The organism is Nocardia exalbida NBRC 100660, assembly GCF_000308575.1.
GTDB lineage: Bacteria > Actinomycetota > Actinomycetes > Mycobacteriales > Mycobacteriaceae > Nocardia > Nocardia exalbida.
The window spans coordinates 1-22,713 of the sequence record NZ_BAFZ01000113.1; the positions used below are offsets into that span (position 1 = coordinate 1).

A 22,713-nucleotide genomic window follows, 5' to 3' on the forward strand; every position below is an offset into this window, starting at 1 on the left:
CCGTATTCGACGCGGTGACCGTCCCGAGCAGGTCCGCATCGGTCAGCGGTTCCTCGGCGTAGTCCTCGGTGTCGAACAGGTCGATATCCAGCACCGCCCACAGCCCATCGGTGGCCGGATCGGGCAGCTCGAGCCCGTCCTCGGAGCGGGTCAGCACGCAGACCGGACGCACCGTCCGCAAGACGTCGGCGACCCGCTCGGCCGGATGCTCCGGATCGATCGGGACATAGGCTCCGCCCGCCGCGAGCACCGCGTACAGCGCCACCACGAGATCGGCCGACCGACGCATGCCCACCGCTACGGACTTCTCCGGACGCACGCCGACCGACACCAGCAGCCTGGCCATCCGGTGCACCCGGCGCGCGAACTCGGCGTAGCTGAGCGATTCACCCTCGAACCTCAGCGCGATCGCCTCGGGCGTCCGGGCCGCCTGCGCCTCGAACAGCGACACCAGCGTCGCGGCCGGGTCCACCGGGTGCCCGGTGGCGTTCCACGCGTCCAGGACGAGGGCGCGTTCGCCGGGACTCAGCACATCGATCGTGCCGAGGCACACCCGCGGATCGGCGACCACCGCGTCGAGCACACGGTGCAAGCGCGACGCGAACGCCTCGACGGTGGCGGGGTCGAACAGATCGGTCGCGTATTCGAACACCGCGGCGAGCCCGGAACCGTCCGCCGCTTCCGCCACGGACAGGTGCAGATCGAATTTGGCGGTCCCCGTGTCGATATCGAGTCCGGTCGCGGTCAGGCCGGGCAGCTCGAGTTCGGTCCGCGCGGTGTTCTGCAAGTCGAGCATCACCTGGAACAGCGGATGCCTGGCCGCCGACCGCTCCGGCGCGAGCACCTCGACCAAGCGCTCGAACGGCGCGTCGGCGTGGGCGAAGGCGGCCAGGTCGCGATCGCGCACCGCCGCGACCAAGTCGGTGAACGTCAGATCGGCCCGGACATCGGCGCGCAGCACGACCGTGTTGACGAACATGCCGACCAGGTCGTCGAGCGCGCGGTCGCCGCGACCGGCCACCGGGGTGCCGATCACGATGTCCCGCTGCCCGGACAGTGTGGCCAGCAGCATGGCGAACGCGGCGTGCAGCACCATGAACAGCGAGGCGTTCGCCCCGTCCGCGATCTCGCGCAACCGGCGCTTGGTCGCGGCATCGATGGTGAAGGCGTGGCGCGCGCCGCGACCCGACGCGGCGGCCGGGCGCGGTCGGTCGGTCGGCAGCGCCGACACGTCCGGCAGGCCGGCCAGTTCCCCCTGCCAGAACCGGATCTGTTCGGCCAGTACCGAATCCGGGTCGTCCTCGGAGCCGAGGCTCGCCCGCTGCCACAGCGCGTAGTCGGCGTAATGGACGGGCAGTGGCGTCCAGTCGGGTGCGACGCCCGCGCGGCGCGCATGGTAGGCGCGCACGAGATCACGGGTGAGCGGTGCGAGCGACCAGCCGTCGGCGCCGATGTGGTGCAGCGCGACGACGAGCACGTGCTCGTCGTCGCCGAGGCGCAGCAGTACCAGGCGCACCGGAGGCTCGCGATCCACCCGGAAGGGCATGGCCACCACTTCGCGAACCCGCCGCATCAGCGCCTGCGCGCCGATCGTTTCCACGACCAGCTCGACCCGCGCCTCGTCGACCGGCAGCACCAGTTGATACGGGATACCCTCCGCCGCGGGGAAAACGGTGCGCAGCGACTCGTGCCTGGCGAGCACGTCGGCGACCGCTTCGGCCAGCGCCGTCTGCTCGAGCGCGCCGCGCAGCCGGATGGCGGCGACCAGATTGTCGGCCACCGACGCCGCGTCGAACTGGTTCAGGAACCACATGCGCTGCTGCGCGTAGGACAGCGGGACCAGCGTGGGGCGCGGCCCGGCGACCAGCGGCCTGCGGTTACGCACCCGGCGGCCGCCGGACAGGTGCGCGGCCAGCGCCGCGACGGTCGGATACTCGAACAGCGCCCGCACCGGCACCTCGGTGTCCAGCGCGTCCGCCAGACGGGCCGCGATCTGCGTGGCGACCAGCGAATTCCCGCCCAGTGCGAAGAAGTCGTCGTCCGCGCCGACCGGATCGACGCTCAGCACCTGCGCGAACACCGCGGCGACGGTCCGCTCCTGCGGCGTGCGGGGCGCGCGGAAGGCCTCGGTGACCGGCGCGGGATCCGGCAGCGCCCGGCGGTCGAGCTTGCCGGAGGCGGTCAGGGGCATGGCGTCCAGCGGGACGTACGCGGTGGGCACCATGTACGAGGGCAGCACCCGGCGAAGTCGTTGCGCCAACTCCGTGACGAGTTGTTCGGGCGCGACGGCGCCGACCACGTAGGCGGCCAGCGTCTCGCCGGACGGCTGCGCGACAATCCGCACCGCCGCGGCGCGCACGTCGTCCATGGCGAGCAGGGCGGCCTCGATCTCGCCGAGTTCGATCCGCTGGCCGCGCAGCTTCACCTGGAAGTCACCGCGGCCCAGATACTCCAGCGCTCCGTCGCGGCGGCGACGCACCAGATCGCCGGTCCGGTACATCCGGCTGCCCGCCGGCCCGTACGGGTCGGCGACGAAACGCTCCGCGCTCAGGTCGGCGCGGCCGTGGTAGCCGCGCGCCAGCTGCGCGCCGGACAGGTACAGCTCGCCGACCACGGCATCCGGAACCGGTCGCAGCCGCGCGTCGAGGACCATGGCCCGGCTGCCCGGCACCGGACGCCCGATCGGCGCGGGACCGCTCGCGGCCGGGGCGACGGGGGCGTGCGTGGCGTGCACGGTGAATTCGGTGGGCCCGTAGAGGTTGTGCAGCCGCGCGGGGCTCACCGCCGCGAACGCGGCGGCGGCCTCACCGGTCATCGCCTCGCCCGCCACCAGCACGGTGCGCAGGGACGCGATCGCCTCCGGCGCCGCGGCGGCGGCGAACACCGTGAGCATGGACGGGACGAACGAGGTCATCGTGACCCGGTGCGCGGCGATGGTCGCGGCGAGGGACCGGGGGTCGCGGTGCCCGTCGTGGGCGGCGACGACCATCAGCGCGCCACGGGTGAGCGGGGCGAACAGCTCCCACACCGAGACGTCGAAGGTGGCCGGGGTCTTGAACAGCACCACGTCGTCGGCGTCGATCCGGTATTCGCCCGCGATCCACTCGATCTGATTCACCGCCGAGTCGTGTTGCACCGCGACGCCTTTGGGACGGCCGGTGGACCCCGAGGTGAAGATGACGTACGCGACGCCGGACGCGTGCAAGGGGGCCAGGCGGTGTGCGTCGGTGACCGGGGCGTCGGAGTAGTCCGCGAGATCCGGGGAGTCGGCGGTGATGATCGGTGTCGCCGGACGCTCCGCGAGCGCGCACCGATCGGCGAGTTCCGCTAGGTCGTCCTGGGAACGCGCAAGCACGCAGACCGGGCGAGCCTCCGCGATCACCTGCGCGATCCGGGCCGCGGGCTGGTCGGGGTCCACCGGCACGTACCCGCCGCCCGCGGTCAGCACCGCGTATGCGGCCACCACGAGGTCGGCCGAACGCCGCATGCCCAGGACGACCGTCCGCTCCGGGCCGACGCCCGCGACGATCAGCCTGCGCGCCAATCGGTTGACCGCGCCCGCGAACTCCGCGTAGGTCAGCCGCCGTTCATCGTCCAGTACCGCGACCGCGTCCGGGGTGCGCCGCACCTGCGCCTCGAAGGCGGTGAGCAAGGTCGCCGCCGGATCTCGGGCGCCCGCCTCCGCCTGCCCCGCCGCGAGGGCGCGCGCTTGCTCCGCGTGATCGAGAAGGGGCAGATCGCCTACCGCGATCCCGGGATCGGCGGTGGCCGCCCACAGGAAGCGGATCAGCGCGCGGGCGTAGCCGGCGATGGTGGCTTCATCGAACAGATCCGTGGCGTAACCGAATTCCGCGGGAACCCCCGCCGGTGCCGAACCTTCCCCGAGTCCGGCGCCGGCGGAGTTCTCGGTGACCGTGAGCTGGAGATCCAGCTTGGTCACTCCGGTGTCCAGGGTACTGGTGGCGACCGACAGTTCGGGCAGTTCGAAGGCGATTGGCTCGGCATTGTCGAAGGCGAGCAGCACTTGGAACAGCGGGTGGCGCGCCTGTGAGCGCGGCGGATCCAGCGCGGCGACCACCTGCTCGAACGGCAGTTCGGCATGCCCGAAGGCGGCGAGGTCCTGTTCCCCGACCCGCGCCAGCAGGGCGGAGAACGGCTCGGCGGCATCGACCCGGGTGCGCAGTGCCAGGGTGTTGACGAACATGCCGATCAGGTCGTCGAGGGCGCGCTCGCCACGACCGGCGACCGGGGTGCCGATCACGATGTCGCCGCTGCCGGACAGTCGCGACAGCAGCGCGGCCAGCGCGGCGTGCGTCAGCATGAAGTTCGAAATACCTTGTGCACGAGCGAGTTCGCTCATCCGAGCGGCCAGTTCGCCGGGTAGCTCGAAGCCGAACACCGCGCCCCGGCCGGTGGCGACCGCCGGGCGGGGGCGATCGGCGGGCAGGTCGAGCTGGTCGGGTGCGCCCGTCAACGTCCCGGTCCAGAACGACAGCTGGGTGGCCGCGAACGGATCGTCCGGGGAGCCGAGCAGTTCGTGCTGCCAGAGGCTGTAGTCGGCGTACTGGACCGGTAGCGGGGCCCAGGCGGGCGCGAGGCCGCCGCGGCGCGCCGCGTACGCGGTCATCACGTCGCGGGCGAGCACGCGCAGCGACAGACCGTCGGCGGCGATGTGGTGCAGGACCAGCGCGAGCGCGTAACCGCCGTCGTCCACAGCGAAGATCCGGGCACGGAGCGGAATCTCGCGTTCCAGGTCGAAGCCCCGCGTGGCGAACGCGCTCAGGCGCCCGTCGAGCTCGGCGGCGCCGATCGCCTCCGGCGCGCCCGCCACCTCCGCCACCGACAGCACGATCTGCCGTGCGGCCGGGCCGCCGCTGTCGCCGGGCAGCAGCGCGGGGAAGATCGTGCGCAGCACCTCGTGCCGGATGACCACGTCCTCGAGCGCCTGCCGCAGGGCGGTGACGTCCACCGCGCCGCGCAAGCGCACCACGAACGGCATGTTGTAGCTCGCGCCGGATCGCTCGAACCGGTTGAGGAACCAGATGCGCCGCTGCGCCGGAGAAAGCGGAACCAGCGGCGGCCGTGGCCGTGCCCGCAGCTGCGCGACCAAGGACGCGCCGCCGGATCCACCGGCCCGCTCGACGAGTGCGGCGAGTTCGGCCACCGTGCAGGCGGCGAACACGTCGCGGACTCCGAGCGGGCAGTTCAGGTCGGCGGACAGCCGGGCGGCGACCTGCGTGGCCACCAGACTGTTTCCGCCGAGTGCGAAGAAGTCGTCGTCGCGACCGACCAGCTTGTTACCGAGCACTTCGGCGAACACCCGCGCGACCGCGAGCTCCACGGCGGTGACGGGCGCGGTGTAGCCGGTCGAAGCCCTGCTCGGAGCGGGTAGCGCGCGGCGATCCAACTTCCCCGAGGCGTTCACCGGCAGTGTGTCGAGCAGCACGAAGGCGGCGGGCACCATATATCCGGGCAGCGCCTCGGCCGCAGCGACGCGCAGCCGGTCCATGCGCACCGCGCCCGGCTCCGCTTCCACGACGTAGGCCACCAACTGCCGGCCGACGCCCGCGTCGTCGCGCAATACGACCACCGCGCGGTCCACCGCGTCCACCCGGCCGAGCACGGCCTCGATCTCGCCGAGCTCGATGCGCAGGCCGCGCAGCTTCACCTGGAAGTCGGTGCGTCCGAGATACTCCAGTTCGCCGTGGGGAGTCCACCGCACCAGGTCACCGGTGCGATACATCCGCCCGCCCGGCCGCGCGGGCGGGCCGCCGAACGGGTCGGCCACGAACCGCGCCGCGGTCAGCTCCGGTCGCGCGACGTAGCCCCGGGCGAGCTGTACCCCCGACAGATACAGCTCACCCGGCGCCCCGACCGGTACCGGCCGCAGCCGCGAATCGAGGACGTAGAGCCTGGTGTTGAACACCGGCGCGCCGATCGGCACCGAGAGGGTATCGGTGTCGGCGACTTCATGGAAGGTGACGTCTACCGCCGCTTCCGTGGGACCATACAGATTGTGCAGGCGCGCGCCGGTCAGGGCGCGCAGCCGCTGGGCGAGCGCGGCGGGCAGCGCCTCCCCGGAGGCGAACACCGTGCGCAGCGACGTACGGTACGCGTCATGCCGGTCCGCGAGGAAGGCCGCGAGCATGGACGGCACGAAATGCGCTGTGGTGATGCCGAATTCGTCGATCGCCCGGCGCAGATAAGCGGGATCGCGGTGCCCGTCCGGCTGGGCGAGCACCAGCGTCGCGCCGATCTGCAACGGCCAGAAGAATTCCCACACCGACACGTCGAACGTCGCCGGAGTCTTCTGCAAGACAACGTCTTTCCCGGATAGTCGATAGGTCTGCTGCATCCACACCAACCGGTTCACGATCGCCCGGTGGGTGATCGCGACGCCCTTGGGCAGACCGGTCGATCCCGAGGTGAAGATCACATACGCCGGATGCTCGGGTCGCAGGGCCGCGACGCGTTCCCGATCCCACACCGGCGCGGCGGCGAGGGCTTCATCGACCCGGTCCACCCGCAGCACCGGCAGGCCGGTCGGTACGGGCGGATGAGCGTCCCCCGCGGTCAGCACGCAGGCCGGACGGGCCGTGGCCAGGATGTGCGCGGTGCGCTCCGGCGGGTGATCCGGGTCCAGCGGCAGGTAGGCGCCGCCCGCCGCGAGCACCGCGTACATCGCGATCACCAGTTCCGGCGAGCGCGGCAGGTGCAGCGCCACCACCGTCTCGGGTCCCACACCCAGCGCGATCAGGGCGCGCGCGAGCCGGTGGCTGCGCTCCGCGAGGTCACGGTAGGTCAGGTCGGGCGCACCGGCGGCCCGCAGCGCCACCGCGCTCGGCGTGCGGGCCGCCTGCGCCTCGAACATCGACACCAGCGTCGCCATGGGAGCCGACCCCGCCGAGCGGCCCGGCAGCCGCGCTTCCACGTCGAAACCCGTCTCGTTCCAGATCCGGGTGCTGACCTCGAGCTCCAGCTCGGTCGCGACGTCGACGGCGGCGAGCGCGGTATCCGGCTCGGTGGCGACCAGGCGCTCCAGGTAGCGGAGGAACCGGGCGTGCTGCCGTGCGGTGTCGTCGGCGGTGTAGAGATGCGGGTTGGCCTCGAAGTCGACGTGCACCCGGTCGCGGTCGCCGTAGTAGACGTTGAGGCCGAGGTCTTCCACCGGGCCGGTGGACAGCACGTGGTAGCGCCCCACGGTCGCGCCGAGGGTGAGATCGGTGCGGAACAGCATGATGTTGGCCAGCGGCCCGAACAACCCGCGGTGCGCCAGACCGGCGACGTGCTCGGCGTCGCGCTGGATGTCCTCGTGCCGGTAGCGCTGGTGGCGCAGCGCGCCCGCGACCTCGACGCGGGTGGCGCGCAGCAATTCGCCCCAGCTCCCGCCGACGGGCAACCGCAGCGGCACGATGTTCGACAGCATGCCCGCCGAGCGGCGCAGCGCCGCGTCGGTGCGCGCGGTCACCGGCAGGCTCAGCACCGCCTCGTCCCGGTCGGTCAGCCGCCCGAGGTAGGCGGCGAACGCCGCGAGCAGCACCACCGCGATCGTCGAATCCTGGCTCACGGCAAGGGAGCCGATCCGCTCGACCAGCTCGGGGGCGAGCGCTCGCCCGGCGATCCGGTTGGTCGCGCAGCGCGGCGCGCGGCGACCGGCGAGGCCGGTCGCGCCGTCCAGCCCGGCCACCCGCCCCGCCCAGTGCGCGCGATCGGACTCGAAACGGGGGCTTTCCCGGTAGGCGAGTTCGGCCTGGGTCAGCGAGGCGAGCGTCCCGGGCCGCACGGCCTCGGGTTCGGCGCCGAGCAGCCGGGCGGTGTACAGCTCGGCCACCCGCATGGTGTTGGTCAGCGCGCCGTAGCCGTCCAGCACGATGTGATGGACCCGCAGGTACCAGAAGTACCGGCGCTCGGCGACGCGCAGCACGGCGCCCGCGAACAGCCGGTCGGCGCGCAGGTCGACCGGCGCGCTCGCGTCCGCGCGCATCCAGTCGTGCGCCGCGGCCACCGGGTCGGCCTGGTCGCGCAGGTCGATCAACGGGATGTCGACCGAGAGCCCGAAGTCGACGTACTGGTGCGGGACGCCGCCGGATTCGCCGAGCCGCACCAGCACCGACTCGTACTCGCGCGCCGCCTCGTCCGAGACCTCCTGTAACAGAGCGGCATCCAGCTCGCCGCGCACGTCCACGTACTGGGCGACGTTGATCGGCACGTCCGGCTCGAGCAGTTGCGCGTACCAGACGCCGAGCTGGGCGGGCGCCAGAGCGAACGGCTCGGGTGCGGCCTGGGACGGCTTCGGCTCGACGGAACGCTGCGGCAACCCGCTGTACCCACCCAACTCCGTATCGTGCACCAGAGCCTCCTACTCGGCGAAAGAACCGCTGTCCGAACGCTTTTGGGCAGCACGAACAAGCCGCTACACCCGGCTGCCCAGTCCGGGCGCATGGCGTGAACACCACGTGCGATTCGATGAGAAGCGCGAGCGATGCGAAGGGCATCGCGCGGAATTCGGCAGATTTACGCGAGATCGGCGACCGGGTGGTCACCGCTTCGGCGAGCGTCGCGTCCGCCGACGTTCTCGCCTAGCGTTCGATCGATCCTCCAACGTCATGCCCGTGGAGCGGACGCCACGGTTATGTCAGCTACGTCACACGGTCGTCATCCGTGCAGTGCGAACATTAGGCGCTTCTGTAATAAAAAGGAACTATTTGCACTAAAAACTTCTGGACAGGCGTCCAATGCGGCTACCAGCGGCGGAAGTCCAGGACAGACCTGGGCGCGCGATCGTGTTCGACCACGGCGAAGCGTTCACACACCGATGGCTGTGCAGATTATGAGCCGAAACGTTGCATTCGCGTTGCATCGGCGCCGAGGCGGCGGTCCAGCACCCGGATCTTGGCCTCGATCTGCGCATACAGCGGCGAGTCACGATCCACCGTCGCCCGGTAGGCCGCCCATGCCGCGGCGTCGTCGCGCCCCTCCGGGCAAGCGGTCCACCGGCGCAGCGCCGCGGCGTCTCCCGATCCCAGTACCGCGGTGCGCAATCGCACCCGCAGTTCGTCGCGAATATCGATGATTCCCGGCGCGGTCGAACGCGGCAGCACCGGCCCGGCATAGAGCCGTAATGCGGAATCGACATCACCGGAGTCGAGCGCGGCGCGCAGCGCCTCCACATCGGTTGCGACCGGAACGCGGAGACGGTAAGGCCGGGAGCCGAACACGGTCGGGCCGACCACCGCCCGCAATCGGGACACGGCCGCGCGAATGGTGCCGTTGTCCAGATCGGTGTCGTCGAGCAGCAGCGCGAGATGATCGGCGCCGAGCCCCTCCGGATGCTCGGCCAGCAGCAACAGGATCTCGGCATGCCGCTGCGACAAAGGCACCCGATCATCCGCGACGCTCAATTGCGGCTGCCCGAGGCCGAGCACGTCGAGCGCGAGGCGGCCCGCCGGGTGCGGCGTCGCCGGGTCGCGTCTGCCGCGACCCGTTCCGCGCTCCCCGGACCGCATCGCGGTGAGCAGCAAGTCCATTTCCGCGGCGGTGGCGGTGGCCTTGACCAGCGCGAGGATCTCCGGTTTGGCCACGCGGACGCCGCCGGCGATCATCAGCACGCCGACCAGCCTTCCGTCCGGATCGTGCACCGGCGCCGCCGCGCCGGTGAGCTGGTGCATCCGGTGCAGGAAATGTTCCGGACCGTGGATCCAGGTGGCGCGCCCGGTGCGCACCACCAGGCCGACCGCGTTCGTGCCGATCCGGCGCTCGCTCAGATCGTCGCCTGCGCGCAGGCCGATCTCCGCGGCGGCCGCGACCTGCTCGGCGCCGCCGTGCACCGAGAGCACCCGGCCGAACTGATCGGCGACCACGACGATCAAACCCGTTCTGGCCGTGTCCTGTACGAGCAATTTGTCGATCAGCGGCATCAGGGCGGCGATCGGATGGGCCTGGAGATAGCGCTGCAAATCGGCCCCGCGCAGGCCGCGACCGTCGACCGCGTCCATCGGATCGATCCCGCCGCGCACGCTGCGCAACCAGGACTCCAGCACGGCGGGGCGCAACAAACCGGCGAGCCGGGCAAGTTGATCGCCGCCCGCGCTGAGATATCCGTGCGCCTGCGCGGCGTAGACTTCGAGCGCACCGAGTTGGGCGCCCGGTTCGACGCCCGGCCGTGGGGGTCGCCCACCTGCGATGTTGCTGACCATTTGCCTTTCTTTCCGCCCCAAACTGTACCGGCGCATACCGGGCGGCACCGACCGATGTTCGGGTTTGTCCGCCAGGTCACACCCGATGCCGACCCCGGCAAATTGTGACCTAACCGTCTTTCACTTATGAGAGCAGATGCGCGGCCGCCTTTTCCGCGATCATCATGGTCGTGGCCTGCGGCCCACGACCCAATGGCACCGGCACGACGGACAGATCCACTATCGACAACCCGGTTACTCCGTGCACTCGGCACAGCTCGTCCACCACGGCCGCCGCGTCGTTTTCCCGGCCCATTCGGCAGGTGCCGGACAAATGTTGCGAAGTGGCGAGATTCGCGCGTAACCAAGCGTCGAGATCCCCGGTCCGCGGAATCGGATCGACCGGCCGCGCGTTCATCCGGCGCAGCAGTTCGCCCGCGGTCGCCACCGCTTCGCGCAGCCGGGCACGATCCGTCTCCGCGGCGAGGTATCGGTAATCGATGAGCGGCGCGACGCCCGGTTCGGCCGATCGCAAGCGGAGCGTCCCGGAGGACCGCGGGCGCATCAGCGTGACGCCGAGCCTGCGCACCCCGGGGGTGAAGGACACGGCGTAGGGGCGGATTTCGACATCGCCGACCTCGAGCACGGTCTCCAGCGGGACGGCCGGCGGTTCGGCCAGGTCGAGCAGGTAGGAGATCCCCACTTCCGGATGGTCGCCGAGCCAGGCGCCGACCGGGGCGGCGTGTACGACCGGGATGCCGAGCGGTCGAAGCTGCCGCGGGTCGCCGATGCCCGAACGCAGCAGCAGCGCCGCCGACTCGATCGCCCCCGCGCAGAGCACGATGCGGTCGGCTCGTTCGACGCCGCTCTCGCCGTCGCGGAGCCACTCGACGCCGACCGCCCGCGTCCCGTCGAAACGGATGCGCGTGACCAACGTTTCTCCGCGCACCGTCAAGTTCGGGCGGTCCAGAGCGGGCAGCAGATAGCCGATGGCCGGGCCGATCCGCATGCCGTTGTCGCAATTGCACGGCACGACGCCGACACCATCGCCGCTGTCGGGGGCATTGAGATCGGGCACCTCGGCGAACCCGGCGGCGAGGCAGGCGTCCGTGAACACCGCACTGACCGGGGCGGGATCCGCGGTGCGCACCACCGGAATCGGGCCCTGATCACCGTGCCAAGGTCGATCGCCGAAGTCCAGGTCGCGCTCGGTCCGGCAGTAGAACGGCAGCACCGCGTCCGACGACCAGGTGTCCGAGCCGCCGAGCACCCGGTTCCAGTCCTCGAAGTCCGCCGCCGTGGCGCGGACGAAGTAGCCGCCGTTGACCGCGCCCGACCCGCCGATCACCTTGCCGCGCACGATGGTTCCCGGCACGGGCGGGTCCGCGGCGAGAACGACCTCGTAGCGCCACAGCCACCCCACCTCCGGACCGATCGGCAACGCCGCCGCGTCCAGCAACTCGGCGGGCATCGCGTCGAGGCCCGTCCACAGCGCACCGGCCTCGAGCAGCCGCACCACGTGCGCCGGATCGGCGCTCAACCGCGCCGCGAGGACACACCCGGCGGTACCGCCCCCGACGATGAGTGTGTCGGCCATTCGGACTCCCGTTCGGTAGCCAAGATCCAGGGTCGTCGCGGGTCGTACGAGTCGATCAGCGCGAGGGCGTGGTGGGTTTCAGCGCTTCCACGCTGCGCGCGCGGAACGCGCCGAGCCACAGGCCGGTGCCGTAGGCGATGTCGTCGAGACGCTTGTAGGCCACGTAGCGCACGGGATCGAGGCCGCCCGCGTCCCGGTGGGTGAACCAGTCGGCCAGGCCGTCGGCGAGGGCCATGGTGATCGCGATGCGCCGGACGCGCCGCGACAGGACCATCGCCACCAGCGTGATCGGCCAGTAGTGCCTGCACATCGCCGAGGCCATCCGCCAGAGCCCGGCGAAGAAGCCGCGCGCCAGATAGATCGCGGCGATCCGGGTGGGGTTGTCCAGTTCGGCGAAGACGCGGCGCAATCGGGCCAGCGCGGTGATCAGGGTGCCGATGCCGCCGAGCAGCCCCCACTTGGTCAGCGTGGCGAACAGGAACGCGGCCAGCAACGTCCAGGACGGCACCGACAGCGGTGACACCGTGCCCGCGTGCCGATCGCCCAGCGGTGCGGCGCCGGTGCCGTAGAACAGCTTCCGGCCGAACCAGGCGCGGAAGCGGACCCGGTGGTCGTGCGCCACGTGCGCCGCGGGCTCGTAGCGCAGCCGCCAGCCCGCCCGCTCCAGCCGCCAGCACAGGTCGACGTCCTCGGCGACGTGCATGGACTCGTCGAAACCGCCCTGTTCCAGCAGCGCCCTGCGCCGCGCCAGCAGCGCCGCGCTCGGCACGTAGGACACCAGCCCGCCCGAGTGCACGGCCGCCTCGCGCCTGCCCAGGTCGAGCGAGGAGCGGGTGTGCTCGTAGCGCGCCAGCGCGTTGGACTCCGGGTCCAGCGCGACGATCCGCGGCGCGACCAGCGCCACCCCCGGGTCGCTGAAGTGGCCGAGCATCACCTCCAGCCATCCGCTGCGCGGCACCACGTCGGAGTCCAGGAACGCGACGAAGTCGGTTGTCGCCGCGCGCAAGCCGGCGTTGCGCGCCGCCGCGGGCCCCTGCTTGCGGTCGTGCCGCAGCACGGTCACCCGGCAGCGGGTACCTCGGTTGCGCGGGATCCGGACCGGCTGGTCGGACCCGTCGTCGACCACGATGACGTTGTGCCCGCGCAACGCGGCGAGCAGGCGAGCCAGACCCTCGGCGTTGTTGTGCAGCGGCACGATGACGGTGACGTCCTCCGGCGACGGCAGCAGCCGGGGGCGGGGATTGGCCACTCCGGAGTCGAGCAGCCGTCTGGCAACGACAGCGGACTTCGGGCCGGTCACCTCGAGGTACCCGTCGCCGATCATCTCGGCGGCCTCCGGGGCAAGTCGCAGCAACCTGGCCGGCGAACCGCCGATCAGAACCCGCCCGCCGGAGTATGCGCGTACCCGGGGATCGATCCGCACCCCGAATCCATCGGGCAGGCGATCATGGCGCATTCCTGGCATGCTAGGCGGAGTTTCGCGGCCAGACATCAACAGTCCGGAAAAAACGGCAGATTTCCGGGCGAAACCGGCCCGCCACCGGAAGCGGCCTGCGCGGCACCCGATGCCGAGAGTTCGCCGACAGCTGTTTCCCAGCATCCGGCAACACGACGGCTATCGCCCGGTCGTGGACCGGACGATAGCCATGGCCGCACTGGTGGCACACTTTTGGCAAACTTCATTGCCTCAGGCCAGCGGACTCTCGTCGCAAGCCCGCGACGGGCGGCGTTCCGGCGCGAAGCCGGCCGGGCGAGTCGCGCTCAACGTCAACGGGACCGGTGTACTCTTGCGCCCGCTCGCGCGGGGGGCGACCCGGCGGGAATGGTCGACCGACGAACGCGGGATCATCCGCGCGGTGTCGGCCAGCGCCGCCTCGCCGTAGCCCTGGACGCATTCCGGATCCGGACCGTCGGCGGGCAACCCGGTGAAGAACTTCGCCGCCATGCAGCCGCCTCGGCAGGCGTCGTAGTGGCTGCACGACGCGCACGCGCCGCCGCCGCTGGGCTCGCGCAGCTCCCCGAACAGGTCCGAGGACCGCCACACGGCGCCGAAACCGCCGTCGGCCACGACATTTCCGGCACGGAATCGATCGTGGATGGCGAACGGGCAGGCATAGACGTCACCGATCGGATCGACCAGGCAGACCACCCGGCCCGCGCCGCACATGTTCAAGCCCGGCAGCGTCTGACCGAACGCGGAGAGATGGAAGAACGAGTCGCCGGTGAGCACACCTTCCCCGTTGCGCAGCAGCCAGTCGTAGAGCACCCGCTGCTGATCGGGCGTCGGGTGCAGCTCGTCCCATACGTCCGCACCCCGCCCCGAGGGCCGCAGCCTGGTCAGCCGCAAGGTGGCGCCGTACCTTTCGGCGATGGCGCGGAACTCGTCGAGCTGCCCGATGTTGTGCCTGGTCGCCACCACCGACAGTTTCGCGTCCCGGAAACCCGCCGCGGCGAGGTTCTCCAGCGCGCGAATGGCCATGGCGTAGGAGCCGGGGCCGCGCACGGCGTCGTTGACCGCGGCGTCGGCGCCGTCCAGCGACACCTGCACGTCGACGTAGTCGCTGGCCGCCAGCCGGGCCGCGACCTCGGGCGTGATCCGCACCCCGTTGGTGGAGAACTTCACGCCCACGTGGTGCGCGGTCGCGTAGTCGACCAGTTCCCAGAAGTCCGGGCGCACCGTGGGCTCGCCGCCGCCGATGTTCACGTAGAACACCTGCATGCGCTCGAACTCGTCGATCAGCGCCTTGCACTGCTCGGTGCTCAGTTCGCGCGGGTCCCGGCGGCCCGAGGAGGACAGGCAGTGCACGCAGGAGAGGTTGCAGGCGTAGGTGAGCTCCCAGGTCAGGCAGATCGGCGCGGCCAAGCCGGACTCGAAGCGATCGACCAGGCGCACCACCCCGCCGGACGCGACAGCCCCCGCGACGGGAGCCGCGTTCGCGATCGCCGCCGGCATCGGCGCGCCTTCCGGCGCACCGATGATCATGTCCGAATCGGCGAGCTGGGTCAGCGCGTCGACGTAGACGCCCGCACCCGCCTCCGGCACGCCTGCGGCGTGCAAGGCGGTGCGGGCCGACGCGTGCTCCGGCAGCGAGCGGACGATCTCGACGATCCGCGGACTTTTCAGGAAGGACAGCTTGCGCGTGCCGAAGTGGTAGAGCAGCGCGCCGAACGGCTCCGGGCGCAGCGCCACACGCGGGTGCAGCTGCCAGCGGGTATCGAGATCGAGCATCGTGGTCCGCCGCCCGTCAGTAGACGCCGCACATGCCGTCGATGGATACCTCTTCGATGAGGCTCTCCTCGACCAGCGGCGCCTCTTCGGCAGACCGCGCGGCGGCGGTCTCCATCCGTCCGGTGTTGTCGGTGTCGGCGTGTCCGTTGGACCCGTATTCCGGCATGGCTACCTCCGCGAGGACGATCCGTGTGCGAATTGCTCGGTGCAGTTCGTGCTCACACAATAACGTCATCAACTGACAAAACAACAGGTTTCAGTCACCGAATCCGCGAAGCCCGGGATTCCGGCCGCCGCTCGACCCGCGCGACCGGCCCGTTCGCCGCCCGCCGGGTGCAGCAGGCGGCGACGGGAGCGATACCCGGCGCTCTAGACTGCGGATGGCAAGCAGCGGAACAGAGTGTGACGGGCAACACAAGCCCGCGGCGGTAGAGGTGGCATGGGAGTCGGACGAATGCAGGCGAACGGGGGCGGCGGCACACAGTGGTGTGAGCATCGGGCCTGGAGGCGGAAGCTTGCGTAACCACGGAGGGCCCGCGAGCACCACGAGTCGAACGCTGTCGGAGTCCGAGATCGTCGAGGCCGCGCTGCGGGTGGTGCGCGAGGATGGCGTGGAGAAATTGTCGATGCGGCGACTATCCCGCGAACTCGGCGTCTCCCCGATGGCGCCCTACTACTACGTCGCCGACAAACGCGAGCTGCTGGACCTCGTCGCCAGCGCGGCGCTGACCGGACTGCGCACGCCACCGGCCGAGTCCGGGTCGTGGCAGCACCGGCTGCGCGACCTGGTCGACCAGATCGACGAGAAGCTGCGCAAGCATCCCGGTCTCGGCGACATCCTCATCGAGCAGATGCTCGGCAAACAGCTGGACCTGATCGCCGCGATCATGGACATCCTGGACGACGCGGGCTTCGGCGACCGCAACATCCTGGCCGCCTACGCGACCATCCACACCTACCTGTTCGGCCGCAGCCGGGTGAACCCGCGCGACCGCTCCGCCCCCGCCGACGTCACCCTGCCTCCCGTGGTCGAGCGGGCCACGCGGCACATCGGCGACCTGCGCGGACGCTACTCCTACGACTTCGGCATGGAGGTGCTGATCGCCGGGCTGGAGGCCCAGCTTGTCCGCCAGGCGACGCCCGACGTACGATGAAACTGAAACACGTTCTAGTTTTTGCGTCGCGGGAAGCCCGTGCCAGGTTCGAGAGGACGACATGACGACTGTCGAGGTTCCACACGGCTCGCGCTCGGTCGTGCTGCGGGTGTCCGCGGTCATCACCGAGACGGCCGACACCCGCTCGCTGGTCTTCGACGTTCCCGCCGAGCTGGCCGAGAAGTTCCGCTACCAGCCGGGGCAGTTCCTCACCCTGCGCATCCCCAGCGACCGGACCGGCTCGGTGGCGCGGTGCTACTCGCTGGCCAGCTCCCCGCACACCGACGACCGCCCCAAGGTGACCGTCAAGCGGACCGAGGGCGGCTACGGGTCGAACTGGGTGTGCGACAACGTGAAAGAGGGCGACCGGATCGAGGTGCTGCCGCCCTCGGGCGTCTTCACCCCGAAGGACCTGGACGACGATCTGCTGCTGTTCGGCGCCGGCAGCGGCATCACGCCGGTGATGTCCATCCTGAAGTCGGCGCTGGCCCGCGGCACCGGCCGCATCGTGCTGGTCTACGCCAACCGCGACCACGAGTCGGTGATCTTCGCCGGTGAGCTGCGCGATCTGGCGGACAAGCACCCGCAGCGGCTCACCGTGATCCACTGGCTGGAGTATCTCCAGGGCTTGCCGACGGCCGACGCGCTGGCCACCCTGGTCGCCCCCTATCGCGGCTACGACGCGTTCATGTGCGGCCCGAAGCCGTTCATGGACCGGGTACACGACGCGCTCGCGCAACTGGGCGTGCCGCGCGCTCGCACGCACGCCGAGGTGTTCAACTCGCTGGCGGGCGACCCGTTCGCCGACCAGGCGCCGGTCGAGGTCTCCGACGAGGAGGCGGCCGACGCGGCGACGGTCGAGGTCGAGTTGGACGGCGAAGTCCACCAGCTGAAATGGCCGCGCAAGCAGACGCTGGTGGACATCATGCTGGCCAAGGGATTGGACGTGCCCTATTCCTGCCAGGAAGGCGAATGCGGTTCGTGCGCGTGCACGGTGCTGGAGGGCAAGGTCGAAATGGACAACGCCGAAATCCTCGACCCGGAGGATATCGAGAACGGCTACATTCTCGGCTGCCAGGCGCATCCGGTGACCGACCACCTGAAGATCCAGTTCTGAACCATCCGCCATTTCGAACGCAATTTTGCGTTCGCCCGAAATAGCGCCATTAGCCGATCGATTGCGCCGCCTATCGCGCGCGGTATTCGGCGCGCACTTCGGGCGGTAGATGTTCGGTCGCGTAGCTCAGCGCGGTGCGTCCCATGGCCGGGGCGTGCCGGTCGAGGAATCCGGTCAGCAGGCTGCGGTCCACGCGCTTGCCGACTTCGCGCAGCATCCAGCCCACCGCCTTCTGGATCAGATCGCGCCGATCGCCGAGCAGCAGCTCGCTCAGCGCGAAGGTGGTCGAGGCGTCACCCGCCTTGATGAAGGCGAAGGTGGACAGCAGCGCCACCCGCCGCTCCCAGAGCGACTCGGACCGCGCCAGCTGGAACAGCAGGTCACGCGGTTTGTCCAGCAGCCACGGGCCGACGATGTTCTCCGCGGACACGTCCACGAGATCCCAGTTGTTCACCCGGCCGCGCCGCACGGCCGCCAGATACAGCTCCACCATGGCGGCGCGCGCGGCGTCGTCGAAGGAGCGCGGCCGGGACGCCGCGGCGAAGCGCGCGTTCAGGATGACCAGCGCGACGAACCGGTCCTCGTGCACCTCGCTGTCGAGCAGCTTGTCGATCTCGTCCAACGGAAGCGCCGCGAAGCGTTTCGCGACACCACGGCTCACCGGGACCCGCACGCCGAGGAACACGTCACCCTCGCCGTACTCACCGGGCCCGGATTTGAAGAACCGCTGCAAGTGCGCCGCGTCGGCCGGATTCGCCAGTTCCCGCAAAGCCGTCCGCACGTCCGCCGCGGTCACCGAGTCGCGGTTCAACCCTGCGCGCCCAGTACACGCCCCGACTCGAAGGCGGCCGCGCTGGCGGGCAGCGCACCGGGGCGTCCGCTGTTCAGCACCCGGACCTCGCCGTTGCCGGTGCTCGGGCGGCCCAGCGCCTCGATACGCCGGATCGTCTGCGCCGCAACGGCTTGCGCACTGTCGAACAGACGGACCCCGTTCGGCAGCGCGGCGACGATCGCGTCGGTCACCAGGGGGTAGTGCGTGCACCCGAGCACCACGCCTTCCACGTCCGGCGGAGTCCGCGCGGCGGCGCCCGCGATCGCGTCGTGCGCGGCGGCGAGATCACCGCGGTCGATCGCGTCCGCCAACCCGTGGCATGCCACGCCCACCACGTCGGCCTCCCCGCCGAATTTCGCGATCAGATCGGCCTGATACCGGCTGGCCGTCGTCGCCGCGGTGGCCCAGACCGCCACCGATCGGCACACGGCCGCCGCGGGCTTGATCGCGGGCACGGTGCCGATCACCGGCACGTCGGGCCCGACGTCGGCGCGCACGTGCTCCAGCGCCGTGACGCTGGCGGTGTTGCACGGCAGGACGATCACCTCGGCCCCGGAACGAAGCGAGGTCCGCGCGGCGTTCACCACTCGCTCGACCACCCAGTCCTCCGGCTTCGGCCCCCACGGCGCGCCGTCCGGGTCCAGCTGCAGCAGCAGATCCACATCCGGCCGCAACTTGCGCAACCAAGCGGAGGTGGGCAGCAACCCCAGACCCGAGTCGATGAGCGCGACGATCACGGCACCACCGTATTACAGCCTCATGACAGCGCCGCATGCCGTTCGTGGCCCGGCGAACATCCCCACGACAGACGCGACCCATCCGCCGACCGCGTAGGAGTTCGTTCGTGCCTGCCGCGAAGGCCGCTCCTCGGACGGCAATGCCCTACTGAGCCCGGTAGCAAGCCGCGCCGCGTTCGACCGGAGGTATGCCGACCGCCGAGCCGAGGGTGGCAGCCGCGTTTCGCCGGAAAGCCCCGTCTCACCGGGCAGCCGATGCGAGGTCAGCTCGGCGCGAGCAGTTCGGTCACCGGAGCGCCCGCGGCGATCTTGGCGCGCGCCTTCATCACCTGGGCGGTCATGCCCGCGCCGACGACGCCGGTGAGGTTGCCGCCCTGGGAGTAGTAGGCGAGGAACTTGCGGCCGTCGTCGGAGGCGATGTGCACCTCGTCGGCCGCGCCGGGGGTGCCGAGGGCTTGGATCTTGACGTCGTACTGGTCGCTCCAGAAATACGGGACGCGGGCGGCCGTGGGCGGTTGCGCCCCCAGCAGCGCGCAGGCGACCAATTTGGCCTGCTCGCCCGCGTTGGTCCAGTGTTCGACGCGTTTGCGCGAGCCGGTGTCGTGCAGCCAGGCCGCCACGTCGCCCACCGCCCACACGCCTTCGGCCGAGGTGCGCCCCACCTCGTCGGCGAGCACGCCGCCACCGGCCGACGGCTCCGCCAGCGCGATCCCCGAATCGCTCAGCCACTCGGTCACCGGCCGCGAGCCGACCCCGATCACGACGAGGTCGGCGGCGATCTCACCACCGTCGGACAACCGGGCGCCGCGCACCCGCCCCGCGTCGTCGCCGAGCAGCGTGTCCACGCCGATGCCGCAGCGCAGATCGACCCCTTCCGCGCGGTGCATCCGCGCCACCAATTCGCCTACTTCGCTGCCGAGCACCGAGGCCAGCGGCGTCGCCTGCGGTTCGACCAGCACTACATCCACCCCTTGGGCACGGAAACTCGCCGCGAGTTCGCAGCCGATGAAACCGGCGCCGACGACGAGCGCCGTCCGGGCTTCGCTGAGGTCGGCGCGCAGGGCGACGGCGTCGGAATGACCGCGCAGCACGTGCACGCCGGCGAGATCGGGCAGGCCGGGAAGGCGGCGCGGGCGCAGGCCGGTGGCGATGATCAGCTGGTCGTAGTCCAGCGTCGTCCCGTCGGCGAGGCGGACGCGTCGCGCGCCGGTGTCGACGCCGACCGCTTCGGTGCCCGCACGCAGATCGATCTGCTTCTCGGCGAAGAACTCGCTCGGACGCAATGTGGTGTCGTCGGTCTCGCCGCGCACGAACTGCTTGGACAGCGGCGGCCGGTCGTAGGGCAACCGCGGCTCGTCACCGATGAGCACGAGTTCACCGGCGTAGCCCGCGCGGCGCAGTTCTTCCGCGGTGCGCAGGCCGGCGAGGCCTGCTCCGACGATCACGATCGGCGCGGTCATGCGGCCATCCCTTCCTTGGAACCCGGCAGCCGATCCCACGGAACCGGCGGTGCGACGAAGCCCACCCTAACCTCTGCTTGGTGCATTGCCCTGTGACGACCATCACGCGTCAATGGCCGGTGCAACAGCCGCGCAATCGTGTTCGTTCCGCTATTGATCGGGCGGTCAATCAGAGTTATACCGGGGAAAGCACACACTCACAGCCTCAGGAGGTACCCATGTTCACCGAGAGCCGCGCGCAAGATTTCCTGGCTGTCGTGCTCGGAGCCTTCGCCGCGCTGTCCCCCCTCTGGGTGGACACCAACGACAACGCCATGTGGTCGCTGATCGTGCTCGGCGTGCTCATCGCTCTCACCGGTCTGGCACAGATGGCCCGCCCCGACATGGCGGCGGCGGATTACGTGATGGGCCTGTGCGGCGCACTGCTGTTCCTCTCCCCGTGGGTCATGGACTTCACGGAGTACCGCAGCGCATCCTGGACCGCATGGGTAGTCGGCGTGGTGACGGCGGTGGTCGCGGTAGCGGCGCTGCCGACGGTGTCGGGACGTCTGCACGACATGGCCCCGCATCACTGACGCAGATGCCAGGAACCCGGCGGGCCGGGCGTCGCCGCAGCGCGAAAGCCGACGGCGACGCGCGGCAACTCATCCTCGACGCCGCGGAGAAACTCTTCGCGGCACAGGGATACGACGCCACCGCGACGGCGGCCATCGCCGCCGCGGCAGGCGTCCCCAAAGGACTCGTCTTCTACTACTTCCCGACCAAGGACTCGATCCTGTCCGCCTTGATGTCCGAACGGGTGCCCGCCCAGCCGATCGATGACATCGGCACGGTGGTGGCCCCGGGAGATCCGGCGACCAGCCTGGTCAACCTCGATGCCGCCCTGAACCTGCGCGACCACCACTCGTCGGTGCTGCGGGTGATCCTGTGGCGGGAAGCCGACACCCATCCCGACGTGCGGCGGCAACTGCGCCGCCTGCGCGTTCAACTGCTGGAGGTCACCACCAAGGTGCTGCAGGCGAGCGCCCCCGCCCCGGTGCGGCCGGGCACCCTGCGCGCGTGCGCGGCGGCCTGGGTCTCGGCGATGTTCGCCATCGCCAGCACCGACCGGCTGCACGCGCTCGACGGTCTGCCACTGCCCACCGCCGAGGAAGTGCTGAACGTGGCGCAGGTGGTCGCGGCCGGGATGACCCAGATGGGGTGACCCCGGAGTTGTCCACAGCCGGTGTGTTATCCACATCCACTGCCGCGGCGGGTCCTCCGGGGGCGCCGGAGGATCACGATCGTCGGTATGGAAGCACCGCAACTGATCTCACGTCGGCAAGCACTGGCCTCCGGGCTGTCCGACAAGGCGCTGCACCGGCTGTGCCGAACCGGGCAATGGCAGCGCCTGCGCGCCGGGCACTATCTGAACTCGCCGGGCTCCGGTCTCGGCGAAACCGGCAGGCATCTGCTGATGACGCTGGCGACCGCGGAGTCCACGTCCGACTCCGCCGTCACGAGCCACTGTTCGGCGGCGGTTCTGCACGGCCTGGCGATCTGGGGCATTTCGCTCGACCGCGTCCACCTGACCAGGAATCGGATCAACGGCGGCCGGCTGAGCAGACGGGTCGTGGTCCATTCGGCGCAGATCGAACCCGATGAGATCACCCTGGTCGACGACATACGAGTGACCACACCGGCGCGGACGGTCCTCGATATCGCTCGCTCGGAAGGGTTCGAACAGTCGGTCGCGGTCGGGGATTCCGCGCTGCGCCGAGGGCTGACGACCACGACGGAATTGCGCGAACACCTCCGCCGCGCCCGGCACCGGCCCGGCTGCCGCCGAGCCGCCCTCGTCCTCGATTTCCTGGACGGCCGCAGCGAGGACGTCGGCGAATCCCGCAGCCGGATCCTGCTGCACCAAGCCGGTCTCCCCGCTCCCCAGGTGCAGGCCCGGGTCTTCTCCGACGACGAGATCTGCGTCGGCCGCGTGGATTTCCTGTTCCCGGATCTCGGCGTGATCGGCGAGTTCGACGGAACGATCGACCGTCGAGCCACACCAAGGGGCCCGGTGCCCGCCACACAGATCAGCACAGCGGAGCAGGAGCGCGAAGCCCGGCTCCGTGCCCTCGGCTGGGTGGTGGTCCGCTGGCGCTGGGACGACCTTTCGGCTCCCACCCGCCTGGCCGAACGCTTCCGCGCGGCCATCCGCGCAGCCGCCGACAAGCGTCGCACCGGCTACTGGACCCCCACCCCCAAGCCATGAGCAGCCCGCCCACCGGACCGACGCTGCCGATCGAACGTCCAGAAGCCATCGCCCGGCCAAAGCCCGGGCCACTGCGGGAACCGGCGGCGTACCGGCCACGCCAGGGGGCTGCGATGTCTCGGTCCGCGGTGACGATGTGCCGGGGCCATGCCGGGGCCGAATGG

Annotated in this window: 14 protein-coding genes; 5 read left to right on the forward strand and 9 right to left on the reverse strand. The window is 70.7% G+C overall.

Features of this window, described 5'->3' with window-relative positions:
* From ON29_RS25395 to mftA, 6 genes are all read right to left on the reverse strand, one after another.
* A partial coding sequence (locus ON29_RS25395; protein ID WP_157172901.1) for a non-ribosomal peptide synthetase occupies positions 1-8,350 on the reverse strand: 8,350 nt, incomplete at its 3' end.
* 478 nt (positions 8,351-8,828) lie between these two features.
* A complete protein-coding gene (locus ON29_RS25400; protein ID WP_040870174.1) occupies positions 8,829-10,196 on the reverse strand; it encodes a GAF domain-containing protein in 1,368 nt (455 codons plus the stop codon).
* 124 nt (positions 10,197-10,320) lie between these two features.
* Positions 10,321-11,772 carry a mycofactocin dehydrogenase MftG gene (gene mftG, locus ON29_RS25405; RefSeq protein WP_040870175.1) on the reverse strand — a complete coding sequence of 484 codons (1,452 nt, stop codon included), beginning with the start codon at positions 11,770-11,772 and terminating at the stop codon, positions 10,321-10,323.
* A gap of 55 nt (positions 11,773-11,827) precedes the next feature.
* Positions 11,828-13,228 carry a mycofactocin biosynthesis glycosyltransferase MftF gene (mftF, locus tag ON29_RS25410; protein WP_040870178.1) on the reverse strand — a complete coding sequence of 467 codons (1,401 nt, stop codon included), beginning with the start codon at positions 13,226-13,228 and terminating at the stop codon, positions 11,828-11,830.
* A 231-nt stretch (positions 13,229-13,459) separates the two neighbouring features.
* Positions 13,460-15,001: a mycofactocin radical SAM maturase gene (gene mftC / locus ON29_RS25415; protein ID WP_083864063.1), complete on the reverse strand. Its 1,542-nt coding sequence runs from the start codon at positions 14,999-15,001 to the stop codon at positions 13,460-13,462.
* A 16-nt stretch (positions 15,002-15,017) separates the two neighbouring features.
* Positions 15,018-15,116 (reverse strand): mycofactocin precursor MftA, encoded by a 99-nt coding sequence (gene mftA / locus ON29_RS36110; protein WP_157107015.1) that lies wholly within the window; start codon positions 15,114-15,116, stop codon positions 15,018-15,020.
* Positions 15,117-15,516: 400 nt separating this feature from the next.
* Here mftA and mftR2 point away from each other — a divergent pair, with 400 nt between their 5' ends.
* Positions 15,517-16,155 carry a mycofactocin system transcriptional regulator MftR2 gene (mftR2, locus tag ON29_RS25425; protein WP_051175579.1) on the forward strand — a complete coding sequence of 213 codons (639 nt, stop codon included), beginning with the start codon at positions 15,517-15,519 and terminating at the stop codon, positions 16,153-16,155.
* Between the two features lie 61 nt (positions 16,156-16,216).
* Entirely contained in the window at positions 16,217-17,272 is a 1,056-nt protein-coding gene (locus ON29_RS25430; RefSeq protein ID WP_040870182.1) for a ferredoxin--NADP reductase, read from the forward strand.
* Between the two features lie 70 nt (positions 17,273-17,342).
* On the opposite strand, the gene ON29_RS25435 is transcribed toward ON29_RS25430, so the two are convergent.
* The 3 genes from ON29_RS25435 to ON29_RS25445 all read right to left on the reverse strand — a co-directional run bounded on the left by ON29_RS25435 (position 17,343) and on the right by ON29_RS25445 (position 20,301).
* Positions 17,343-18,068, reverse strand: coding sequence for a DNA alkylation repair protein (locus ON29_RS25435; protein WP_245549107.1), 726 nt, complete (start codon positions 18,066-18,068; stop codon positions 17,343-17,345).
* 11 nt (positions 18,069-18,079) lie between these two features.
* Positions 18,080-18,841, reverse strand: a complete 762-nt coding sequence (locus ON29_RS25440; protein WP_040870185.1) for a glutamate racemase — start codon at positions 18,839-18,841, stop codon at positions 18,080-18,082.
* A gap of 263 nt (positions 18,842-19,104) precedes the next feature.
* Positions 19,105-20,301 (reverse strand): NAD(P)/FAD-dependent oxidoreductase, encoded by a 1,197-nt coding sequence (locus ON29_RS25445; protein ID WP_083864065.1) that lies wholly within the window; start codon positions 20,299-20,301, stop codon positions 19,105-19,107.
* 218 nt (positions 20,302-20,519) lie between these two features.
* On the opposite strand from ON29_RS25445, the gene ON29_RS25450 reads away from it, so the two are divergent.
* From ON29_RS25450 to ON29_RS25460, 3 genes are all read left to right on the forward strand, one after another.
* A complete protein-coding gene (locus ON29_RS25450; protein WP_040870186.1) occupies positions 20,520-20,876 on the forward strand; it encodes an SPW repeat domain-containing protein in 357 nt (118 codons plus the stop codon).
* A 5-nt stretch (positions 20,877-20,881) separates the two neighbouring features.
* Positions 20,882-21,505: a TetR/AcrR family transcriptional regulator gene (locus tag ON29_RS25455; RefSeq protein ID WP_040870187.1), complete on the forward strand. Its 624-nt coding sequence runs from the start codon at positions 20,882-20,884 to the stop codon at positions 21,503-21,505.
* Between the two features lie 87 nt (positions 21,506-21,592).
* Positions 21,593-22,549, forward strand: coding sequence for a type IV toxin-antitoxin system AbiEi family antitoxin domain-containing protein (locus ON29_RS25460; RefSeq protein ID WP_040870188.1), 957 nt, complete (start codon positions 21,593-21,595; stop codon positions 22,547-22,549).
* Positions 22,550-22,713 lie beyond the last annotated feature (164 nt).

What these genes read in the sequence shown, in the direction of transcription:
- mftC (WP_083864063.1), bottom strand. Translation starts at nt 15,001, where the DNA reads ATGCTCGATCTCGATACCCGCTGGCAGCTGCACCCGCGTGTGGCGCTG.
- mftF (WP_040870178.1), bottom strand. Translation starts at nt 13,228, where the DNA reads ATGCGCCATGATCGCCTGCCCGATGGATTCGGGGTGCGGATCGATCCC.
- ON29_RS25445 (WP_083864065.1), bottom strand. Translation starts at nt 20,301, where the DNA reads ATGACCGCGCCGATCGTGATCGTCGGAGCAGGCCTCGCCGGCCTGCGC.
- mftA (WP_157107015.1), bottom strand. Translation starts at nt 15,116, where the DNA reads ATGGAGACCGCCGCCGCGCGGTCTGCCGAAGAGGCGCCGCTGGTCGAG.
- ON29_RS25400 (WP_040870174.1), bottom strand. Translation starts at nt 10,196, where the DNA reads ATGGTCAGCAACATCGCAGGTGGGCGACCCCCACGGCCGGGCGTCGAA.
- ON29_RS25460 (WP_040870188.1), top strand. Translation starts at nt 21,593, where the DNA reads ATGGAAGCACCGCAACTGATCTCACGTCGGCAAGCACTGGCCTCCGGG.
- mftG (WP_040870175.1), bottom strand. Translation starts at nt 11,772, where the DNA reads ATGGCCGACACACTCATCGTCGGGGGCGGTACCGCCGGGTGTGTCCTC.
- ON29_RS25455 (WP_040870187.1), top strand. Translation starts at nt 20,882, where the DNA reads ATGCCAGGAACCCGGCGGGCCGGGCGTCGCCGCAGCGCGAAAGCCGAC.
- ON29_RS25450 (WP_040870186.1), top strand. Translation starts at nt 20,520, where the DNA reads ATGTTCACCGAGAGCCGCGCGCAAGATTTCCTGGCTGTCGTGCTCGGA.
- ON29_RS25430 (WP_040870182.1), top strand. Translation starts at nt 16,217, where the DNA reads ATGACGACTGTCGAGGTTCCACACGGCTCGCGCTCGGTCGTGCTGCGG.